At 41.2% G+C, this 16,950-nt stretch carries 15 protein-coding genes; 5 read left to right on the plus strand and 10 right to left on the minus strand.

Annotated elements, in window-relative coordinates:
- Positions 1 to 75 precede the first annotated feature (75 nt).
- Positions 76 to 453 carry a Mo-dependent nitrogenase C-terminal domain-containing protein gene (locus tag V7K15_RS07380; RefSeq protein WP_334904395.1) on the plus strand — a complete coding sequence of 126 codons (378 nt, stop codon included), beginning with the start codon at positions 76 to 78 and terminating at the stop codon, positions 451 to 453.
- Between the two features lie 96 nt (positions 454 to 549).
- Here V7K15_RS07380 and V7K15_RS07385 read toward each other — a convergent pair whose 3' ends face one another.
- A complete protein-coding gene (locus V7K15_RS07385) occupies positions 550 to 2,451 on the minus strand; it encodes a caspase family protein (protein WP_334904397.1) in 1,902 nt (633 codons plus the stop codon).
- Between the two features lie 199 nt (positions 2,452 to 2,650).
- On the opposite strand from V7K15_RS07385, the gene V7K15_RS07390 reads away from it, so the two are divergent.
- The 3 genes from V7K15_RS07390 to V7K15_RS07400 all read left to right on the plus strand — a co-directional run bounded on the left by V7K15_RS07390 (position 2,651) and on the right by V7K15_RS07400 (position 4,572).
- Positions 2,651 to 3,148 (plus strand): hypothetical protein, encoded by a 498-nt coding sequence (locus tag V7K15_RS07390; protein WP_334904399.1) that lies wholly within the window; start codon positions 2,651 to 2,653, stop codon positions 3,146 to 3,148.
- Between the two features lie 147 nt (positions 3,149 to 3,295).
- Complete coding sequence (gene rpmF, locus V7K15_RS07395; protein ID WP_012407602.1) at positions 3,296 to 3,469, plus strand: 50S ribosomal protein L32; 174 nt, start codon at positions 3,296 to 3,298, stop codon at positions 3,467 to 3,469.
- Between the two features lie 497 nt (positions 3,470 to 3,966).
- Entirely contained in the window at positions 3,967 to 4,572 is a 606-nt protein-coding gene (locus V7K15_RS07400; protein WP_334904401.1) for a sulfite oxidase-like oxidoreductase, read from the plus strand.
- A 507-nt stretch (positions 4,573 to 5,079) separates the two neighbouring features.
- On the opposite strand, the gene V7K15_RS07405 is transcribed toward V7K15_RS07400, so the two are convergent.
- The 7 genes from V7K15_RS07405 to V7K15_RS07435 form a co-directional block, all read right to left on the minus strand.
- Complete coding sequence (locus V7K15_RS07405) at positions 5,080 to 6,462, minus strand: aldehyde dehydrogenase (protein ID WP_334904403.1); 1,383 nt, start codon at positions 6,460 to 6,462, stop codon at positions 5,080 to 5,082.
- Positions 6,463 to 6,657: 195 nt separating this feature from the next.
- Positions 6,658 to 7,803, minus strand: a complete 1,146-nt coding sequence (locus V7K15_RS07410) for a hybrid sensor histidine kinase/response regulator (RefSeq protein WP_334904405.1) — start codon at positions 7,801 to 7,803, stop codon at positions 6,658 to 6,660.
- 552 nt (positions 7,804 to 8,355) lie between these two features.
- Positions 8,356 to 9,147 carry an ABC transporter ATP-binding protein gene (locus tag V7K15_RS07415; RefSeq protein ID WP_334904407.1) on the minus strand — a complete coding sequence of 264 codons (792 nt, stop codon included), beginning with the start codon at positions 9,145 to 9,147 and terminating at the stop codon, positions 8,356 to 8,358.
- A gap of 51 nt (positions 9,148 to 9,198) precedes the next feature.
- Positions 9,199 to 10,191 (minus strand): branched-chain amino acid ABC transporter permease, encoded by a 993-nt coding sequence (locus V7K15_RS07420; RefSeq protein WP_334904409.1) that lies wholly within the window; start codon positions 10,189 to 10,191, stop codon positions 9,199 to 9,201.
- 49 nt (positions 10,192 to 10,240) lie between these two features.
- A complete protein-coding gene (locus tag V7K15_RS07425; RefSeq protein WP_334904411.1) occupies positions 10,241 to 10,843 on the minus strand; it encodes a Uma2 family endonuclease in 603 nt (200 codons plus the stop codon).
- Between the two features lie 199 nt (positions 10,844 to 11,042).
- Positions 11,043 to 11,993: a branched-chain amino acid ABC transporter permease gene (locus tag V7K15_RS07430; protein WP_334904413.1), complete on the minus strand. Its 951-nt coding sequence runs from the start codon at positions 11,991 to 11,993 to the stop codon at positions 11,043 to 11,045.
- 7 nt (positions 11,994 to 12,000) lie between these two features.
- A complete protein-coding gene (locus V7K15_RS07435) occupies positions 12,001 to 13,263 on the minus strand; it encodes an ABC transporter substrate-binding protein (RefSeq protein WP_334904415.1) in 1,263 nt (420 codons plus the stop codon).
- Positions 13,264 to 13,882: 619 nt separating this feature from the next.
- Here V7K15_RS07435 and V7K15_RS07440 point away from each other — a divergent pair.
- Positions 13,883 to 14,890: a hypothetical protein gene (locus tag V7K15_RS07440; protein WP_334904417.1), complete on the plus strand. Its 1,008-nt coding sequence runs from the start codon at positions 13,883 to 13,885 to the stop codon at positions 14,888 to 14,890.
- Positions 14,891 to 15,131: 241 nt separating this feature from the next.
- On the opposite strand, the gene V7K15_RS07445 is transcribed toward V7K15_RS07440, so the two are convergent.
- Both V7K15_RS07445 and V7K15_RS07450 read right to left on the minus strand, forming a co-directional pair.
- Positions 15,132 to 15,458 (minus strand): DUF6464 family protein, encoded by a 327-nt coding sequence (locus V7K15_RS07445; protein WP_334904419.1) that lies wholly within the window; start codon positions 15,456 to 15,458, stop codon positions 15,132 to 15,134.
- A 227-nt stretch (positions 15,459 to 15,685) separates the two neighbouring features.
- A complete protein-coding gene (locus tag V7K15_RS07450) occupies positions 15,686 to 16,183 on the minus strand; it encodes a hypothetical protein (protein ID WP_334904421.1) in 498 nt (165 codons plus the stop codon).
- Between the last annotated feature and the right edge of the window lie 767 nt (positions 16,184 to 16,950).

Here is a 16,950-nt window from a genome sequence, read left to right on the forward strand (position 1 = left end):
TCCGGTAAAGGTCGTCGCCACGTTGTATATATTCATCAAAAAGCTGAATAACCTCAATTACACAGAGGATTAACCATGAAAGTATTCAACAGCACCACAAAAAAGATTTTTCTGACCAGCTGGGTCTCAATCAATCAAGCACAGACTAGTGGCCATAAAGCAAGCCAGCTACACCCTTCTGTTTCCAAGTCTTACTGGGATATTCTCCAACCGCTACGGCACCGGGTAGATAACATTCAAGTCCGCGATCGCCAATTAGCTCACCGCTTGTGCAAACTGATTCCATCTCAGTGTCCCTTTGAACGAGATGTCAAATTATTCGGGAAAACCCTGTTTCACATTCCGCCCATGTGCAAGCTCAACCCCTTATATGAAGAAGTGGTTGGTTTACGTTTCCGAGCCATGTGCTATCTAGCCGACGATTGTGGCGAAGATGTGTCGCACTACTGCTAATACAGACTGCTGAGGGAAAAGTTAGGAATGAGAAGTGATTAATGAGGAATTAAAAATAAAACTCATAATTCATAATTCATAATTCATAACTTCAAACTATTTTTTTTGCCATTTTTGGATGGCATCCTGAGCATCTTCGTAAGCGCCTGTCTCCTCTGGCACTAAAGTAGCGGTCGCAATTGCAGTATTACGTTCTCCTTCGGCGGCGCGACGCTTGGCCAAATCTAAAATTTTCTCACTCCAGTTATTGATCGATTTTTGGGCAATATCGAATCCTGGTTGACCTGCTGGTACTTTCTTGGCAACTTCGATCGCCCGATTGTAGGTAGATGCCTGTCCTGACTTAATCAAGGCATTAGCTGCATCTAAAAGAGTTTTGTTACTCACATACTGCTTGCCCTCTAACCGCCACAGGTTAATTGCTGCTTGTGCTTTGGCATAGGAGTCTTCATCTTTGGTAATTAACCGTGCGGCAGCAATAGCGCTAGCATACTGTCTTTGTTTCGCACGACCTTCTGCTAAATCTAAAATCATCCGGCTCCAAATCTTAATATTCTCCTGAGCTTGTTCGTACAGTGGTTCACCGGGTTTAATTTTCCGGGCTGTAGTGATCGCCAAGCTCAAATCGTTAGCCTGAGTTTGTCTGAGCGACATTTTCGCCAAATCTAATACTGCTTGATTCCGGTTTTTTGACTCGGAACTAGAGACTATTTGGGCGCTAGATTGGTTGTTGAGTTTAACTGGTGGAGTGCGTAGGCGTAGCCCGTCGTTGACATCGCTTGCTAAATTCTGGATCACTTGGCGATCGCTAGCAGTAGCTTTGGGTGATGTGTTTGATATTTGCTTAATTCTAAAAGTTTCTTGATTACGCAGAAAAACTACGGCCATTAAACCTGTTATCAGCAAGCTGCCTCCGCCCCATAAGATAAACTGTTTCCAAAAAGGGATGCTTGGCTGATTTGATGGCAATCGAGAGACGTACCCTTGGGAGGGATTGGGGATAAATCTTCCCCTCGGATTCACTCCTAAAGAAGTTTCCGGCATTGGCTGGGAAACTAAACCGTTAGCCGACTCCTGGACTTTTTCACCCTTAGACTTCTCAACCTTGTGAGCCTTCATCTGTTGGGAGGAGTTCCCAGTAGCTTCTCTCCATCTGCCCCGATCTGCTGAAGTTCGAGGGTAATCGTCGAGGGGGGGAGCTGCAAGGGCAACAGCAAAGGATTCTTCGGGATAAATCACCGATTCAGCTTCAAAGTCGCTTTCCATTGCCAATTTTGGCAAGATTACTTGCTGCCTTGATGGGATGATAGTGGCAGGGTTTTGGACAGGATTCCAGTGATGTTGACATAATTTTGGCATGAGCAAGCTTAGGTAGCTTTCTAAATCTGCCAAGTTGCTGCCATTGCAAGAATGCAAAGCTTCTAACAAAGCTGCTGTAAAGAATCCGTGACCTAATTCGCTACTTTCGTGGGAAAATTGCTCTGGTTGGCAAGAAAGAATTGTCGCCAGTTGTAGTTCTTGGGCTAGTTCTATTGTTTCTTCGCCAACGGGAGCATCCGCTTGGGTGCCAAAAGCGCGGTTGATATCGAGTAGTAGCAATACATTTAGATCAGCAAGTTGCAAACTTTGCATTAGCGATCGCAATTCTATGCCAGTCTCTTGCACGAGTTCGGGGTTGCCCTCTGCTGGCATTAAGTAATCTTTGCCCTTGTAGTTGACTCCATAACCGCTAAAGAATAACCACAGATAGTCGTCCGGTTGCCAACTTGTCGCTGCCAAATCCTCAAGCAGCAGCAAAATATTCTCTTTAGTCGGATAGGTGGATCGATCCCCAATCGGCGGCGAAGTATCTGTCATTAACAGACAGTGCTTGGGGTGAAAACCTGCATCTGTCGCCAAAAATTCCTCTAGTGCCTCAGCATCTGCTTGGGCACAACTTAAAGGTTGAAATAACTGATATTGATTGATGCCAATCGCGATCGCCCAGTAATTTGCCATCCCGCTCTTTGTCAGTTATTGTTTGCTGGTCTTAAAATTGCGGTTGGCTTTGCTAAAAAAACAAAGCTAACCTATGTCTTGTTATCTAGGTGATTCTGATCGAATCTTCAGTTAGAATGTAGTTTTTATTACGTTATATTTTCGGAAAATACTTTCACCTAATTTCAATAACAGATCATCACTAAGGAGATAGAAGGTCATGAGCAAGATTTCTGCTCACCTACCATCATCGATCACTCCCTTTTCAGTTATTAGCCAAATTGCCAGAAGAATCCGGATAGTTCCTTTAGTAGTTTTGCTCATAGCTACTGTTCCGGCGTGGTTTTTGACAGAAGCGCTCGCACCTCAGCTTGTGCGAGCTTACACCGCTAGAGTTGATCTAGCTATTGACCGCCTGCCAGATGAAAACTATGAAACCGTTCTCACCAGAGCGGAAGCAGCCGCAAGATCTGCTGCTCAACGCAGCTTCGACCAAGATATCTTGGTGACAGATGTTTCAATTATTGTGTCCGTACAAAATTATGGATCGATCGCACCAGTTCTGACATTACAAGTCAGTCGTCCCGAATGGCGATCGCGCCCTGATGCTCAAAATTGGGCGACTTACTTCAAAACCGCGCGATCGCTACTTTTCTTTGAAAAAGAGCCGACATCTAATCCAGTTCCAGCAGCTAGCAGTCTGTCAACCCCAAAATAGCGGGTTTAAGATTGAGCGACACAGAGAGAAGTGCAAGTGCCGATGTTCCCACTTCAGTCTCAACCGCTCAATTCAATTTACCTGTTGTCCTTAGCGTCAGTGGATGGCCTAGAATAAGAAGGTTGTGAAGAATCGCGATCTGCTGACATGGCTGTTCCTAAGAAGAAAACTTCAAAATCAAAACGAGATAAACGTCGAGCTACCTGGAGGCATAAAGCCGTCGTCGAAGCTCAGAAAGCTCTCTCTTTGGGCAAGTCGATTTTGACTGGACGTTCTACATTTGTCTATCCAACTGCTGAAGAAGAGGAAGAAGAATCATAATTTCCCAGTCAGGAAAAGTATGAACAGCACCGATAGATTTGATTGGCAAAAATACCGATCAAACTTCTAACCACTGGATAAACGCTTTTTCTGAGCTTTCCTGATTGCATTATCGAAAAATTAGGTCTAAAACCCCGTCCTTATAGGACGGCTTTTGGTATAATACTACAGTAGCGCTTTCTCTTGCGGGAGGCTCAAAACCAAAGCCTGTGGAGCGAACGTAAGACCTATTACCCTTCGGGAGGTGGAGGCAGTTGCTATGAAGCAGGAACCCAAATAGTAATGTTTGGGAATCACCGTGGCTTTAGTCCGGTGAGGATGTCAAGAATCATAGATACTCTACACAAGCTGATTAGATCGAGAAAAATTGGTAGTGAGTAATTGGGAATATCCATTACTCATTACCTATAATTCATGAGTAATGAGCAAGTAGCCAGATAAAGAGTATTTGCATAAAAGCTTGTAAATATCATGAGAAAACTTATTTTTCTGCAACTATGCTAGGAAAATTTTTTCATAAACCAGGGAAAGAAGAGGGCGAACGCGTGCCTCCTGGGCAACATTTAGCTAAAGGTTTCCCCGTATTAACTTACGGTGCAACTCCCGAAGTTAGCACTGAGGAATGGGAGTTTCGAGTTTGGGGTTTGGCAAAACCTGCTACCTTTAGTTGGTCAGACTTTATGGCGTTGCCTCAACACGAATTCACAGCAGACTTCCACTGTGTAACGCGCTGGTCTAAACTGGATGTCAAATGGACTGGCATTAAAGTGACAGATTTCATCGGTCTGATTGAGCTAGACCCGAAAGTAGCCCACATTATGGAACACTGCTACGGCGGCTACACTACCAATATTTCTCTAGAAGATTTTATGCGGGAAGAAAACTTCTTTGCTTTTAAAGTCTTTGGTGAAGCGCTTCCAGCTGAACACGGTGGCCCGATGCGGCTAGTTGTACCCCACCTCTATGCTTGGAAAAGTGCTAAGTGGATCAATGGGTTGGAATTTTTAGCTGGTGAAGAACTTGGTTTTTGGGAACGCAATGGCTATCATCGCCGTGGGGAACCTTGGGCTGAGGAGCGTTACAGCAACGCTTATGGATTTTAAAAGTTAGGAGTTAGGAGAGACGCGATTAATCGCGTCTGTACAGGAATTAAGAGTAGCCCTGTCAAGGTGAGTTGTAAAATCTTTCTCTCTCTGGTTCCTCTGCGTCTGAAGTGGTTTATAAGTGATTTATTGAACCGCAGAGGCACAGAGAACACAGAGAGAAGAGATTAGAGAGGAATTGATTTTCGAGAATTTTTACCTACTTTGACAGGGGTAGAGTTAGGAGTTTGAAGTTAAAAATTCATAATTCATAACTTTTAAGGGACTTCCAAATAAAAAAATATCCCATTATTTATTGTGGGGTGCGCGTCTCGCGCGCCCAGCAACCAAAGGCGGGCAAGACTTTCCTGCGGAACGCTACGCGTAGCTTGCTTCCCCGGAGGGGTACGGCGTGAGCGCTACTTCTCTTCTTAGGCTGCGCCAACGACAACGCTCAGTACAAGTCAGTACAAGTCAGTCGAACGCTGCCCACCCCACAACATTGGATAATTTATTTCTTGGAAATCCCTAACCCAGAAGTTTTTTTATGAAGGGTAATTTGCCCTTATAAGGAGCGTATCGCCATTTTAAATCTAGCCAGAATGAGTTTTGCAATACACTTTTATCATGGGAGAAAGTGTCAAAACTAGCTTTGCCATGATAGTTGCCAATACCGCTATCTCCTACCCCACCAAATGGTAAAGACGAGAGACCAAACTGCATCATTGTATCGTTGATACAGACTCCACCAGATGAAGTTTCCTGCAAAACTCGCTTTTGTAGGTTTTTGTTTTGAGAAAATAAGTATAACGCCAAAGGTTTAGGTCTAGAGTTAATCAAGGCGATCGCTTCTGCAATGTCACTATATTCAATTATGGGTAGAATGGGGCCAAAAATTTCTTCCTGCATTACAGAATCTTCTAAGGAGACATTATCAATCACTGTCGGGGCAATATAACGCTCTGAAGGTTGAGTTTTTCCACCAATGATAACTTCACCATCTTTGAGAAAGTTAACCAACTGATCAAAGTGTTTTTGACTGATAATCCTGGCATAATCAGGACTGTTTACAGGATGATCACCATAAAATTGTTTTAAGCATTTTCCCAGCCCATCTATTAAATCTTTTTTGATTTTTTTATTAACTAAAAGATAGTCAGGGGCAATACAAGTTTGTCCAGCATTAATAAATTTGCCCCAAGTAATTCGTCTGATAGTGTGTTCCAGATTAATATCACTATCTACAATACAAGGACTTTTACCACCCAATTCTAAAGTAACTGGTGTGAGATATTTTGCTGCTGCTGCCATGATGATTTTGCCGACGGCTGTACCACCAGTAAAAAAGATATGGTCAAACTTTTCTGCAAGTAGTTTTTGACTTGCTTCCATGTCTCCTTCAATCACTGCAATATAAGCGGGGTCAAAATTTTTGGCAATAATTTCAGCGATGATATGGGAAGTATGAGAAGCTATTTCTGAAGGTTTGATAATTGCACAATTACCGGCTGCGATCGCACCTATTAACGGTGAGATAATTAAGTTAAATGGATAGTTCCAAGGGCCGATAATTAAGACAACTCCTAACGGTTCTGGATAAATTCTCGCTGAGTAGGAAAAGAAATCAAAGGAAACGGCTGCTTTTTTGGGCTTACTCCAGTTTTTAAGATGTTTTCTGGCGTAATCAATTTCCTTAATTACAGCGATTTCTGTAATGTAAGTCTCCAATTCTGGTTTATGTAAATCAGCTTGTAATGCCTCGACTATTGACTGTTCATACTCAATGATTGCTTGCTTGAGAGTTTTGAGTTGTTCAATGCGAAAAGTGACATCTTTAGTTTTACCAGTTTTAAAAAACTCACGCTGATTCTGGATAATCTCGCCAAGGTTAGATAATTCCGTGGTAATCATTTTTTTGTCCCAGAAAAAACTATTTATTTAATGTTAGCGCTGCTATATCAGCATATTTTATTTGTCAGATTTTAGTGTTTGATTTTCTAATTGGAATAATTACTTTAAATTATTGGTAGACACTAGTAAAGTTATAAATTATGAATTATCAGGGTAAGAAATTCGATAATTCATAATTTATAATTGCTAATTATCTCATCTTTTGGTGGGTAGTAGCACACTAAATACACTACCTTTGCCCAACTCCGAATTAAGCAGAATAATACCTTGATGTGCTTCGACAATTCGCCGAGCAAGGTACAGTCCTAAGCCACTACCAGAACTTTTGTGGCTGCCTTGGCGAAATCGTTCAAAGATAGTGGCTTGTTCTTCAGGAGGAATACCTGGGCCAGTATCCGCTATTTCAATTCTAATGTAGTCAACAGAATTGGATTTTCCAGAAAACTGAGATTGACTACTTTTGTCGAACTGGCGTTGAGAAGTAAAACCAATAGTCACAGATCCAGAATCGGTAAATTTGATCGCATTCCCGATCAGATTAGTGAATAGACGATGCAATTCTAAGCGATCGCCCATCACTGTATTTATGCTTGACTCCGAAGTTTTGTCTAGATTAATGGACAGTGTTTTATCTTCAGCTAGAGGCGCCAATTCTCCAGTTACCTCCTCTAGCAACCGGACTAGATTAATCGGTTGCAATGCCAAAGTTTTGCGCCCTGCTTCAAAGCGATAAACTTCCAATAAAGTATTGACCATAGAAAGTAGGTTGATATTGCTACGGCCCATGATGGCGATTACTTCTTGCATTTGTGGTGATAATATTCCCAACGCACCTTGCTGAAATAGCACCAACATCCGATCGGCCGCTACTAAGGGAGTGCGTAAGTCGTGGGTGAGGCGGGAGACAAAATCTTCTCGCTGGCGGGCAATTTCATCACGTTCATCCATACTATGCTTCAAGCGGAGGAGCGATCGCACTCGTGCCAGCAATTCCTCTACTGTTACAGGTTTGCGGATAAAATCATCAGCACCCAAGTCTAAACCGTGGGCGACATTGGGCGCATCGTGGGCAGTTATCAGCAATATGGGGATGTATTGCGGCAATTTCATCTCTTTGCGAATGTACTTAGTGACTTCGTACCCATCCATACCTGGCATCACCAGATCCAGCAGAACCAAATCACAAGGAGAAGCTTTCAATTCTGCCAAGGCCGAAATACCATTTGCTGCGGTGCTAATTGTGTAACCTTGTTCCTGCAAAATAGTTTTTATCAAAAACACGTTATCACGAGAGTCATCGACAACCAGAATTTTGTCACCGCGAAAAGATTGTGAAGTCATATAGATGCAAGGTACAGGTTAAATAATTCGTAATTCGTAATTCGTAATTCGTAATGACGCTCTCTACGTACTCCTGGCGGAGGACAAGCTACGGGCAGCGTGTCGTTCGCGGTAGCGTTGCGTAGCAAAGACAGACGCTAAAAGCGTAGCTTGCAACTCTTACAGAGTACGATGACTCGCTAACGTAATTCGTAATTAAAAAGAAATTTTTAGGGAAACTGGTTTATTTAGAGGTTGTTTGAAAAGTGATATGTTGTGATTTTAATCGAATTCTTACCCCCCTTTACAAGGGGGGTAACAAGAAAAATTCGGTTCCCTCCCCTTTATAAGGGGAGGGTTAGGGTGGGGTAAAAAATATTTGATACATCAATCATGACTTTTCAAACATCCTCTTAGGATAGTTTTTTTAGATATTACCCTTAGGTATACTTTCTCCGAATAAAAATTGTTTGTCAATAATTTTATATAAATGTATTTTAAAAACTACTTTACTTCCCTTTTTCACAGATAGCCACAAGCTAGTTTTGTAATTGTAAAATAGATAATCAGATATTATTCATTTCCTAAATAAGCTTCAATTACAGCCGGATTATTTCTGACAACTGCTGGTTCACCCAAAGCAATTAATTGACCAAAATCTAACACAGCGATGCGATCGCACAAACCCATAACTAATGGTACATGGTGTTCTATAAGGATGATCGTCAAATTGAAGCGATCGCGAAGGCTGCGAATAAATGCACTCAATTGCTGCTTTTCGTTGGGGTTCATCCCCGCGGCCGGTTCATCGAGAAGTAAGATTTGCGGTTTTAATCCTAAAGCGCGGGCAATTTCTAGCCGACGCTGATCACCATAAGCAAAGTTTTTGGCTTTTTCGTCAGCGCGATCGCTCAATCCCACCAAATCCAATAAATCTAAAGCTTTTTGCTTAGTTTTCAATTCTTCACTAGGCGCTGGTGGTAATCCCAAAACTCCTGTAATCATATTACTTTTAGTGTGTAAATGTCGGGCAATTATCACATTTTCTAACGCCGATAATTCCCCAAACAAGCGGATATTTTGGAAGGTACGGGCGATACCTAAAGCCGCAATTTGATCAGGACGCCGTTGGGAAATTTCTGCACCTTGATAAATTAATTTACCGCTAGAAGGTGGAATGAAGCCAGTAATCAAATTAAACAGTGTTGTTTTGCCAGCACCATTCGGGCCAATCAGTCCAAAAATCTCATATTTATTTACATTAAAAGATACATTATTTACCGCCACTAAACCACCAAAGCGGCGAGTTAATGCTTTTGCTTCTAAGACAATATTGCTGTTAGCTGTTGAAATACTATGTGACATTTTTGCATATTATTATGAATATAAGACTTACGCAATAACTCTCTGAAACTCTTATTCCTTCTCTTCTCTACGAGAGGCTTCGCCAACGAGACGCTGCGCGAATGCGTCCTTTGCAGTTCGTTTCTTTATGATTTTGCGTCTTGGAAAAATATCTGGAGTAATTAGTCCTTGCGGAAAAAATATTGTACCTATTACTATTAGTAAACCAAAAATAATTAATCGGCCATCGCGCAAAAATTGTGCTAACCAATTAGGTAAACCACCAGTATCAGCTAGACTTCGCAGAATCTCTGGTAAAGCTGTAAATACCATACCTCCGACTACTGGCCCTAAAAAAGTTCTCGAACCACCAATTAAAACAAAAGTTAAATATATAATACTGGCATCAAAAGTACCTTGACGCGCATTCCAGGTATTAAGGAAGTGAGCGCTAATTGCACCTACAACTCCTGCAAGCATAGCCCCTAGTGTAAACGCCAAAACTTTGTAATAAGTGGGGTTAATTCCCATTGCACCCGCAGCTAATTCATCTTCACGGATAGCTATAAAAGCCCTTCCAACACGGATGCGTTCTAAACGATAAAGCAGCACCATACTAATTAATAGTAAGGGTAAAGCAATCCATAAATATTCAATTTGTGTTTGGAAAGGTTGAGGAATGCCAAAAATTCCGACAGCGCCGCCTGTAATATCTAGATTCAGGGAGATGACGCGCAGAACTTCCACAAAAGCGATAGTAGCGATCGCTAAATAAATTCCTCGCAATCTCAACGCTGGAATTCCCACTATTACACCCAATAAACCACAAATTACACCAGCAATTAACATCTCCAATAACAACAAGGGAATCGGAAATAAACTACTGCTAGATGTAAAAACTTTTGTGGATAGAATTGCTGCAATATACCCGCCTAAAGCATAAAATCCGGGACTAGCTAAAGACAATTGTCCTGTCATTAGCGGTAAGTAAAGCGATAACCCTAGTAACGCCCCCAATACCATAGAGACAATTAGAGAACCGTAAGTAGCAAAAAAATCAGCCATTTTAAAAGATTTGGATTAAGCTTAATCAAACTATCGCTTTTATTAACTATTAAGCTGTTAATATTTGCTCTGCTGTCAGCGCCAGTTCAGGAAAAGTTGGTGACACAATCCGTTCTGAACCTCTAAACTGTGTGCGTTGGTATTTTCCCTCAGCATCTAATAGAAAAACAAATACAGCCGGAATTTTTGGATTTCCTAAATACTCTCTTAGACCAATTGCTAAATAATCTACAATCCAATATTCTGTAATACCTAAGCGTTGATATTCATCCAATTTATCAATGTAGTCATCTTCCCAATTAGTTGATGTTACCTCTATAGCTAACTGGATGGGTTCTTCAAGCGCAGAGTAAGCAGAACGATTTGAGCGCCATGTATCTTTATCTATGACAATAACATCAGGCTTGCGCCCTTGTTCTACTCCATTACCAGTTATAGTTCTCAGTAATGCTGTGTTTGTTACTATGTAATTTAGGTTAATTCGCCTAATTTCATGATTGAAAGAGTCAGCCGTAAAGTCAGCGACATCATCATGATTTCTGGTTGCACGCACTTCTACAATTTCTCCATCTATAAGTTCATATAAACCTTCCTCTGGAGACTCTTCCAAAAATTCCTCAAAAGTTAACTTTTGTTTGGTGTATGTTTTCATAGGGTTGCGTCTTCCAGGGCTATTTCGTTTTTGACATAAACCGCCCAGAACTAAAGTTCCGGGCTAATAGCTAAAGTCCGTTAAAACGGACTATAACCTTTTCTTAGTCGTCTTTAGACGAATGAGTGCTATTAGACTCAGAATTCATTCTGATGCGGGCTAGATGAGAATGAAATAGCCCTACTACATCTCGTTATCCTTAAACTTTCTGAATAAATCGTCGTCCTAGCAAACCTTGGGGTCTAACTAATAACATGATAAACAAAATTCCAAAGGCTACTGCGTCTTTATATCCAGAGTATTCGGCGGGTACAAATGCCTCGACTAATCCAATTAACAAACCTCCCAACACTGCACCGGGAATACTACCTAAACCACCTAAGACAATTACCGCTAAACCTCGCAATCCAAAAGCAATGCCGAAATAGGGCCCGGCAATACTAACACTAGAAGCAACTAAAGTTCCTGCTAATCCTGCTAAAAAACTGCTGATGAAGAATGTTAAAATGATAAAGCGATCGCTATTAATTCCTAACAAACTAGCTGTCGTTGGATCTTCTGCGATCGCCTGCATTGCCTTACCATATTTAGTGTGATTGATAAAATAGGTAAGAATTCCCACAATCACAACAGATACAGTAAAAATTACTACCTGAACACTTCGAATCGGAATTGGGTTTTCTGGACTACCAAAGTTAATCGCAGGTGGCAAATTACCATAAGTATTTGCGGGGTATGTATAACTTTCTGCGCCGACTAAATACTGGATTAAATTCACAATTACCACTCCTACTCCCAAGCTGGAAACAACAGTTAGTAAGGAGTCAGATCCTTGACGCCGCAAAGGTTGAAAAGCAACCCGTTCCATTACTACCCCTACCAATCCCGCCAAGGTACTTGCTAAAATCAAGGATATAGTAAAAGGTAATTTTATCGGCAAGGCTGCATTAGCCAATAAGCCATTAAATCCAAAGTTACCACCCATGAGTGCATAAGTGAAATATGCACCCAAGGTAAAAATCGCGCCATGAGCTAAATTAATGATGCCCAAAATGGAATAAACCAAGGTATATCCTAAAGCAAAAATTGCATAGACGCTACCGATGGATAACCCATTTAATAATTGCTGCAAAAATAGATTTATATTCATGTTGCAACTATTTTAGAAATGTGAATTTACCTTGGCTACCGTCTTTTGGCATCTTGATTTGAGCTACGTAAAAATCTTTTTGAATAACTTCACCTATCGGAGTAAAACCAATTTCACCCAGTGGTGTATTGTATGTACCGACAAGTATCTGTTTGTTTAATTCTGTCCGCAATTCTGGTAACTGGAATTTGTTAACTTTGCTCTTTTTATCTAAAGCTTGGAGTGCATCGACATAAACTTGGACTGCTGCAAAAGCTTGGGCGCTAAATTGGGGTGGTTCTTTTTTGTATTCGTCAGTATAGGCTTTGCGAAATGCGGCGTTAATTTCACCTGGATGTTCTGGACTATAGGCTTGAGCAATCAACACGCCATCACAAAGCGCTTTACAAACTGGCAATAGATTCGATGTATTTAGACCATTTCCACCGACAATTAAGCCTTTATAACCTAGTTCTCGCAATTGTCGGATTAAATTACCACCATCAGCAGCCAAACCAGAAATAATCACCAAATCTGGTTTGAGATTAATCGCATTCGTAGCTTGGCTTTGAAAATCTGTATCACTGGTTTGGAACTTTTGTAATGTTACCAATTCCAGTCCTTGATCCTTAACTGTTTGCTGAAAAATTTCCGTTTCTGATTTGCTATATGAATCATTTTGAGCATAGAAAACTGCGACTTTTTTAAGTTGGGGGTTCAGCTTAAGTGCAGCTTTCACCGAATTAGGCGCAACGATGGAAACTGGTGCAGAAACACGAGCAACGTAATCACCTATTTCGGGAATGTTTTTAGCAGTATTCGATGGGCCAATAATTGGTACTTTTGCACGATCGCCAATGGGATCAGCACTAAAGGCTTGCTGTGATAAAGTTGGCCCGACAATTCCAATAACTTTATCTTTGTTAATTAAAGTTTGAAAAGCGTTAATTGCCCCGGCTTCATCACCGCTAGTATCTTGAAACACCAATTTAATTGGTGTCCCGTTGACACCACCTTTACTATTGAAATACTTCTCGGCAAGTTTGACTCCAGCGACTTGCTCTTGACCTAGTAATGCTACATTGCTAGTTTGAGCAACGGCAATACCGATGGGAATAGCACCCGACGATGTACCCGTTGTGGCTGTGGTATCGGTTGCAGTGTTATTTCTGGTACTATTTGGACTATTATTTGCAGAATTGGTAACAGTGTTAGTGCCGCCACCACAGGCTGTTAGGAGCAAAGCGCAAGTTGAGAATAATGCTGTTGTCCGAGCGATCGCGTTGTTCATCGTTGAATAATCATCTAGTTATGAGATATTCGGCAAAAGCTCATAATCTGCAAACAAAATGACGCAGATTTACACTTTTGCACGAATTCTATTAAACCATTCTTATTTCACCATGCAAAGACAAATATTAAAAGTCTTTATAAATACAAATTATTATAATTAGGAATGATTTTATCATTTTCAGGTAAAACTTGGAAATCGTTAAGCGTGAGCGCCCTCAAGTATCAGATGTTCGAGTCCAACTTAGTTAAGTGTCTCAACTCATGCAGCCAATTAGCAGACTAAGTTAATGCATGATTTGTTCAGACTTAAACTTTGAATATAAATAAATCTTTACCTAAAATTTACTTTGATAGAGTTTAATTCGATCAGTGTTGATCCAACAGCTGATAATAGCAGTTCTATCACACGAAGGTTGTGAGTTTTAACTAGATAATGTAAAGGTTTGTAACTGATTTCCGTAGATTATAGAACTGAAACTGAATCCAAAATAGGTACGTGATTTCATCGTACAATACCAGTCAAGCTGAAAACAAAGTTCAGTAATTACAACTTTACAATTGTCTAAATCTTTGCAACAAAACACACAGCAGTATTAAGGAGAAAGACATTAGATTGTATGAAAAGGAAATTTGGAATTTTAGCAGGGACAACATCGGTAATTTTATCTCTGGTAAGCCAACCAGTTCTTGCCGTTTGGAGTGGACCTCAGAGTCTGGGAGGTATAGCTACCTCGAATCCTAGTTGTACTTCCTTAGGTACAAGTCAGGCTATCTGTGCCGTCCGAGGAACCGATAATGCACTTTATGTGAATCGGTTTAATGGCAGTTTCTGGAGTGGGTATCAGAGTCTGGGAGGTACAGTCACCTCAAATCCTAGTTGTACTTCCTTAGGTACAAGTCAGGCTATCTGTGCCGTCCGAGGAACCGATAATGCACTTTATGTGAATCGGTTTAATGGCAGTTTCTGGAGTGGGTATCAGAGTCTGGGAGGTACAGTCACCTCAAATCCTAGTTGTACTTCCTTAGGTACAAGTCAGGCTATCTGTGCCGTCCGAGGAACCGATAATGCACTTTATGTGAATCGGTTTAATGGCATCTGGAGTGGGTATCAGAGTCTGGGAGGTATAGTCACCTCAGATCCTAGTTGTACTTCCTTAGGTACAAGTCAGGCTATCTGTGCCGTTCGAGGAACCGATAATGCACTTTATGTGAATCGGTTTAATGGCATCTGGAGTGGGTATCAGAGTCTGGGAGGTATAGTCACCTCAAATCCTAGTTGTACTCGCTTAGGCACAAGTCAAGCTATCTGTGCCGTCCGAGGAACCGATAATGCACTTTATGTGAATCGGTTTAATGGCATCTGGAGTGGGTATCAGAGTCTGGGAGGTATAGTCACCTCAAATCCTAGTTGTACTCGCTTAGGCACAAGTCAGGCTATCTGTGCCGGTCTAGGAACCGATAAAGCACTTTATGTGAATCGGTTTAATGGCAGTTTCTGGAGTGGGTATCAGAGTCTGGGAGGTATATACACCTCAGATCCTAGTTGTACTCGCTTAGGTACAAGTCGGGTTATCTGTGCCGGTCTAGGAACCGATAAAGCACTTTTTGTTAATACCGGTCCATAGTTCAATACTTTCGCCAATTTACGAGTATGAGGAATTTATAGTGTCCTGTCCGTCTGCACTGGGGTTTTGCGTTTTGGCTTACGAGTATTACACCCTATTGTGTTGGGCTATTTAGGCAAAAGCTAGACTACCTGTTTTTTTGGCGAAGGTATTGATTTATGGGTATGAGAGTCTGGAAGGTATATACACCTCAGATCCTAGTTGTGCTTCCTTAGGTATAAATCAGGTTATCTGTACCGATCTAGGAACTTTTTTTACTACCAGCTAATTCCTTTGCTTCGTAGTGACGGCAACCGTTACATGGGCCATCGGGATTGACAGCACAACGGATGTAACCAGATCGGGCATTAAATTTACAGCTGATGTCACCAATCAGATAACCCACCCCTTCTAAATAATAGCGATCGCCTTCAACCAGTGTGAGGTTTTGTCGTCCCTGCACCGATGGAAAATTCATAGCTGCTTGTCTGAGTCGTAAGCGCGATCGCAAATGGGTTTTACGGATTACCCACAGGGAAATCAGGGACGGTAAAAAACCAACGGCAATCACTAAAAGTGTCTTTAACACCTTCTTTTTACCCCTTCTATGCGCTGATTGATTGTCCCTGATGTTGCACTCTCGTTTTACGGAAGTGCAAATCTTAGGGCAGCTTTGCCTAATTGCCACCAACTATGGCTGCAATTAGGAATGGCAGTGTGGTATCTAGCAATTTTGAGAAAGAAGTTCCTTCTGCCACTTCAATCAGCATAACTGTTACAACCTCAAGGGTGATCTGTCGTTGAATGTTGATAATTTTAAGATTTGTTGACTAATACCTTTTTGAACAAGCATTTTGTGTCAGCCCCACTCTTGTTTTTTCTGTGTCGCTGCGATGCTAATTTTTTTTTGGTTTGCTGACGAAGTTGCTGTGCTAACAGTGCGGCTTCCCTTTCGGCTCGGAATAAATCAACTTTTCGCGTCGTCAGAATAAATGATCCGTCAGGCTTTCGTTTTACCCAAGGGACGCTAACTGCGAAATACTGACAAATATTGCCTAGTTCCTTCTTTAAAAGTGGGTAACGTCTTTGAGTATTCAGTGTGTTAGCGATCGCTTTCAGCTCTAATATCGCTGCTTCTAACTCTCCTGCCATCTGATTGACGCGTTCGACTTGCGCGATCAAACGCTCTGGTTCACTAATAATTTTTTCCTCTTGGGGTTGCAGTGGCACTATCGCAGTAGTTACAGATGCAAGATCCAATAGCGAAACTCTCAGCAAAATAGGCTTTTTGTCAGTGTCTAGGATTTTTTTCATACTACCTCAAGCAAGGCTAGCTAACTTGTAAGGCATTTTAGCAGTAAATAGTATATTTGTACTAAATAAAAACCTCACCCTGTCCTAACTTTAATCCCTCTCCTTAATAAGGAGAGGGACAGGTTTTGCGTAGCAGAACCAGGGTGAGGTTTCTTTCGGCTATTCGATAAGTTGTAAATTGTCTAAATTCTTCCCGAAACAATCTAAGACAAGCGCCTGCTTGGCTGTTAGGAAAGTTGTCACAATTTCAGCAACCATCACCCCAGATTTAGAAGCTATCGTTACTAAAGTAGCGATTTTGTGCTTAAGCTCAGAATTTTTCCCTTAAAATCACAATTTCTGCCTTAAGTTCACGATTTTTTCCTTAAAATCACGAGTTTTTTCTTAAAATCACGATTTTTTCCTTAAAGTCACGATTTTTTTCTTAAAGTCATGATTTTTTCCTTAAAGTCACGAGTTTTTTCTTAAAATCATGATTTTTTTCTTAAATAGGACTTAAACATTGACAGAGAATACTAAATATGCGTGATGGGAAAAACCGGATCTGTTGTAGGGGTAAAGCGCAATGCTCGTTGGTCTCAACTTACAGCAGAATTCAAGTATTTGAACCACATCTGTCGTAGGGGCACAGCAATGCTCATTGGTGTCAACTTAAGCAAAAAGAGAGCATAAGATGTAATCTAAGAACATCAATTCCGATGTTCTTAGTGATACATCATGAGTAGCAAACGTCCAGCAAGAACAGGAAACCCAGATCTGCGGCAGCA

This window comes from Nostoc sp. (genome assembly GCF_036919815.1).
Taxonomy (GTDB): domain Bacteria; phylum Cyanobacteriota; class Cyanobacteriia; order Cyanobacteriales; family Nostocaceae; genus Nostoc.

Bases quoted from the DNA above. Each gene is read 5' to 3' on its own strand.
- V7K15_RS07440 (WP_334904417.1), top strand. From the start codon at position 13,883: ATGAAAAGGAAATTTGGAATTTTAGCAGGGACAACATCGGTAATTTTA.
- V7K15_RS07385 (WP_334904397.1), bottom strand. From the start codon at position 2,451: ATGGCAAATTACTGGGCGATCGCGATTGGCATCAATCAATATCAGTTA.
- rpmF (WP_012407602.1), top strand. From the start codon at position 3,296: ATGGCTGTTCCTAAGAAGAAAACTTCAAAATCAAAACGAGATAAACGT.
- V7K15_RS07390 (WP_334904399.1), top strand. From the start codon at position 2,651: ATGAGCAAGATTTCTGCTCACCTACCATCATCGATCACTCCCTTTTCA.
- V7K15_RS07430 (WP_334904413.1), bottom strand. From the start codon at position 11,993: ATGAATATAAATCTATTTTTGCAGCAATTATTAAATGGGTTATCCATC.
- V7K15_RS07405 (WP_334904403.1), bottom strand. From the start codon at position 6,462: ATGATTACCACGGAATTATCTAACCTTGGCGAGATTATCCAGAATCAG.
- V7K15_RS07435 (WP_334904415.1), bottom strand. From the start codon at position 13,263: ATGAACAACGCGATCGCTCGGACAACAGCATTATTCTCAACTTGCGCT.
- V7K15_RS07380 (WP_334904395.1), top strand. From the start codon at position 76: ATGAAAGTATTCAACAGCACCACAAAAAAGATTTTTCTGACCAGCTGG.
- V7K15_RS07415 (WP_334904407.1), bottom strand. From the start codon at position 9,147: ATGTCACATAGTATTTCAACAGCTAACAGCAATATTGTCTTAGAAGCA.
- V7K15_RS07410 (WP_334904405.1), bottom strand. From the start codon at position 7,803: ATGACTTCACAATCTTTTCGCGGTGACAAAATTCTGGTTGTCGATGAC.
- V7K15_RS07450 (WP_334904421.1), bottom strand. From the start codon at position 16,183: ATGAAAAAAATCCTAGACACTGACAAAAAGCCTATTTTGCTGAGAGTT.
- V7K15_RS07425 (WP_334904411.1), bottom strand. From the start codon at position 10,843: ATGAAAACATACACCAAACAAAAGTTAACTTTTGAGGAATTTTTGGAA.
- V7K15_RS07400 (WP_334904401.1), top strand. From the start codon at position 3,967: ATGCTAGGAAAATTTTTTCATAAACCAGGGAAAGAAGAGGGCGAACGC.
- V7K15_RS07420 (WP_334904409.1), bottom strand. From the start codon at position 10,191: ATGGCTGATTTTTTTGCTACTTACGGTTCTCTAATTGTCTCTATGGTA.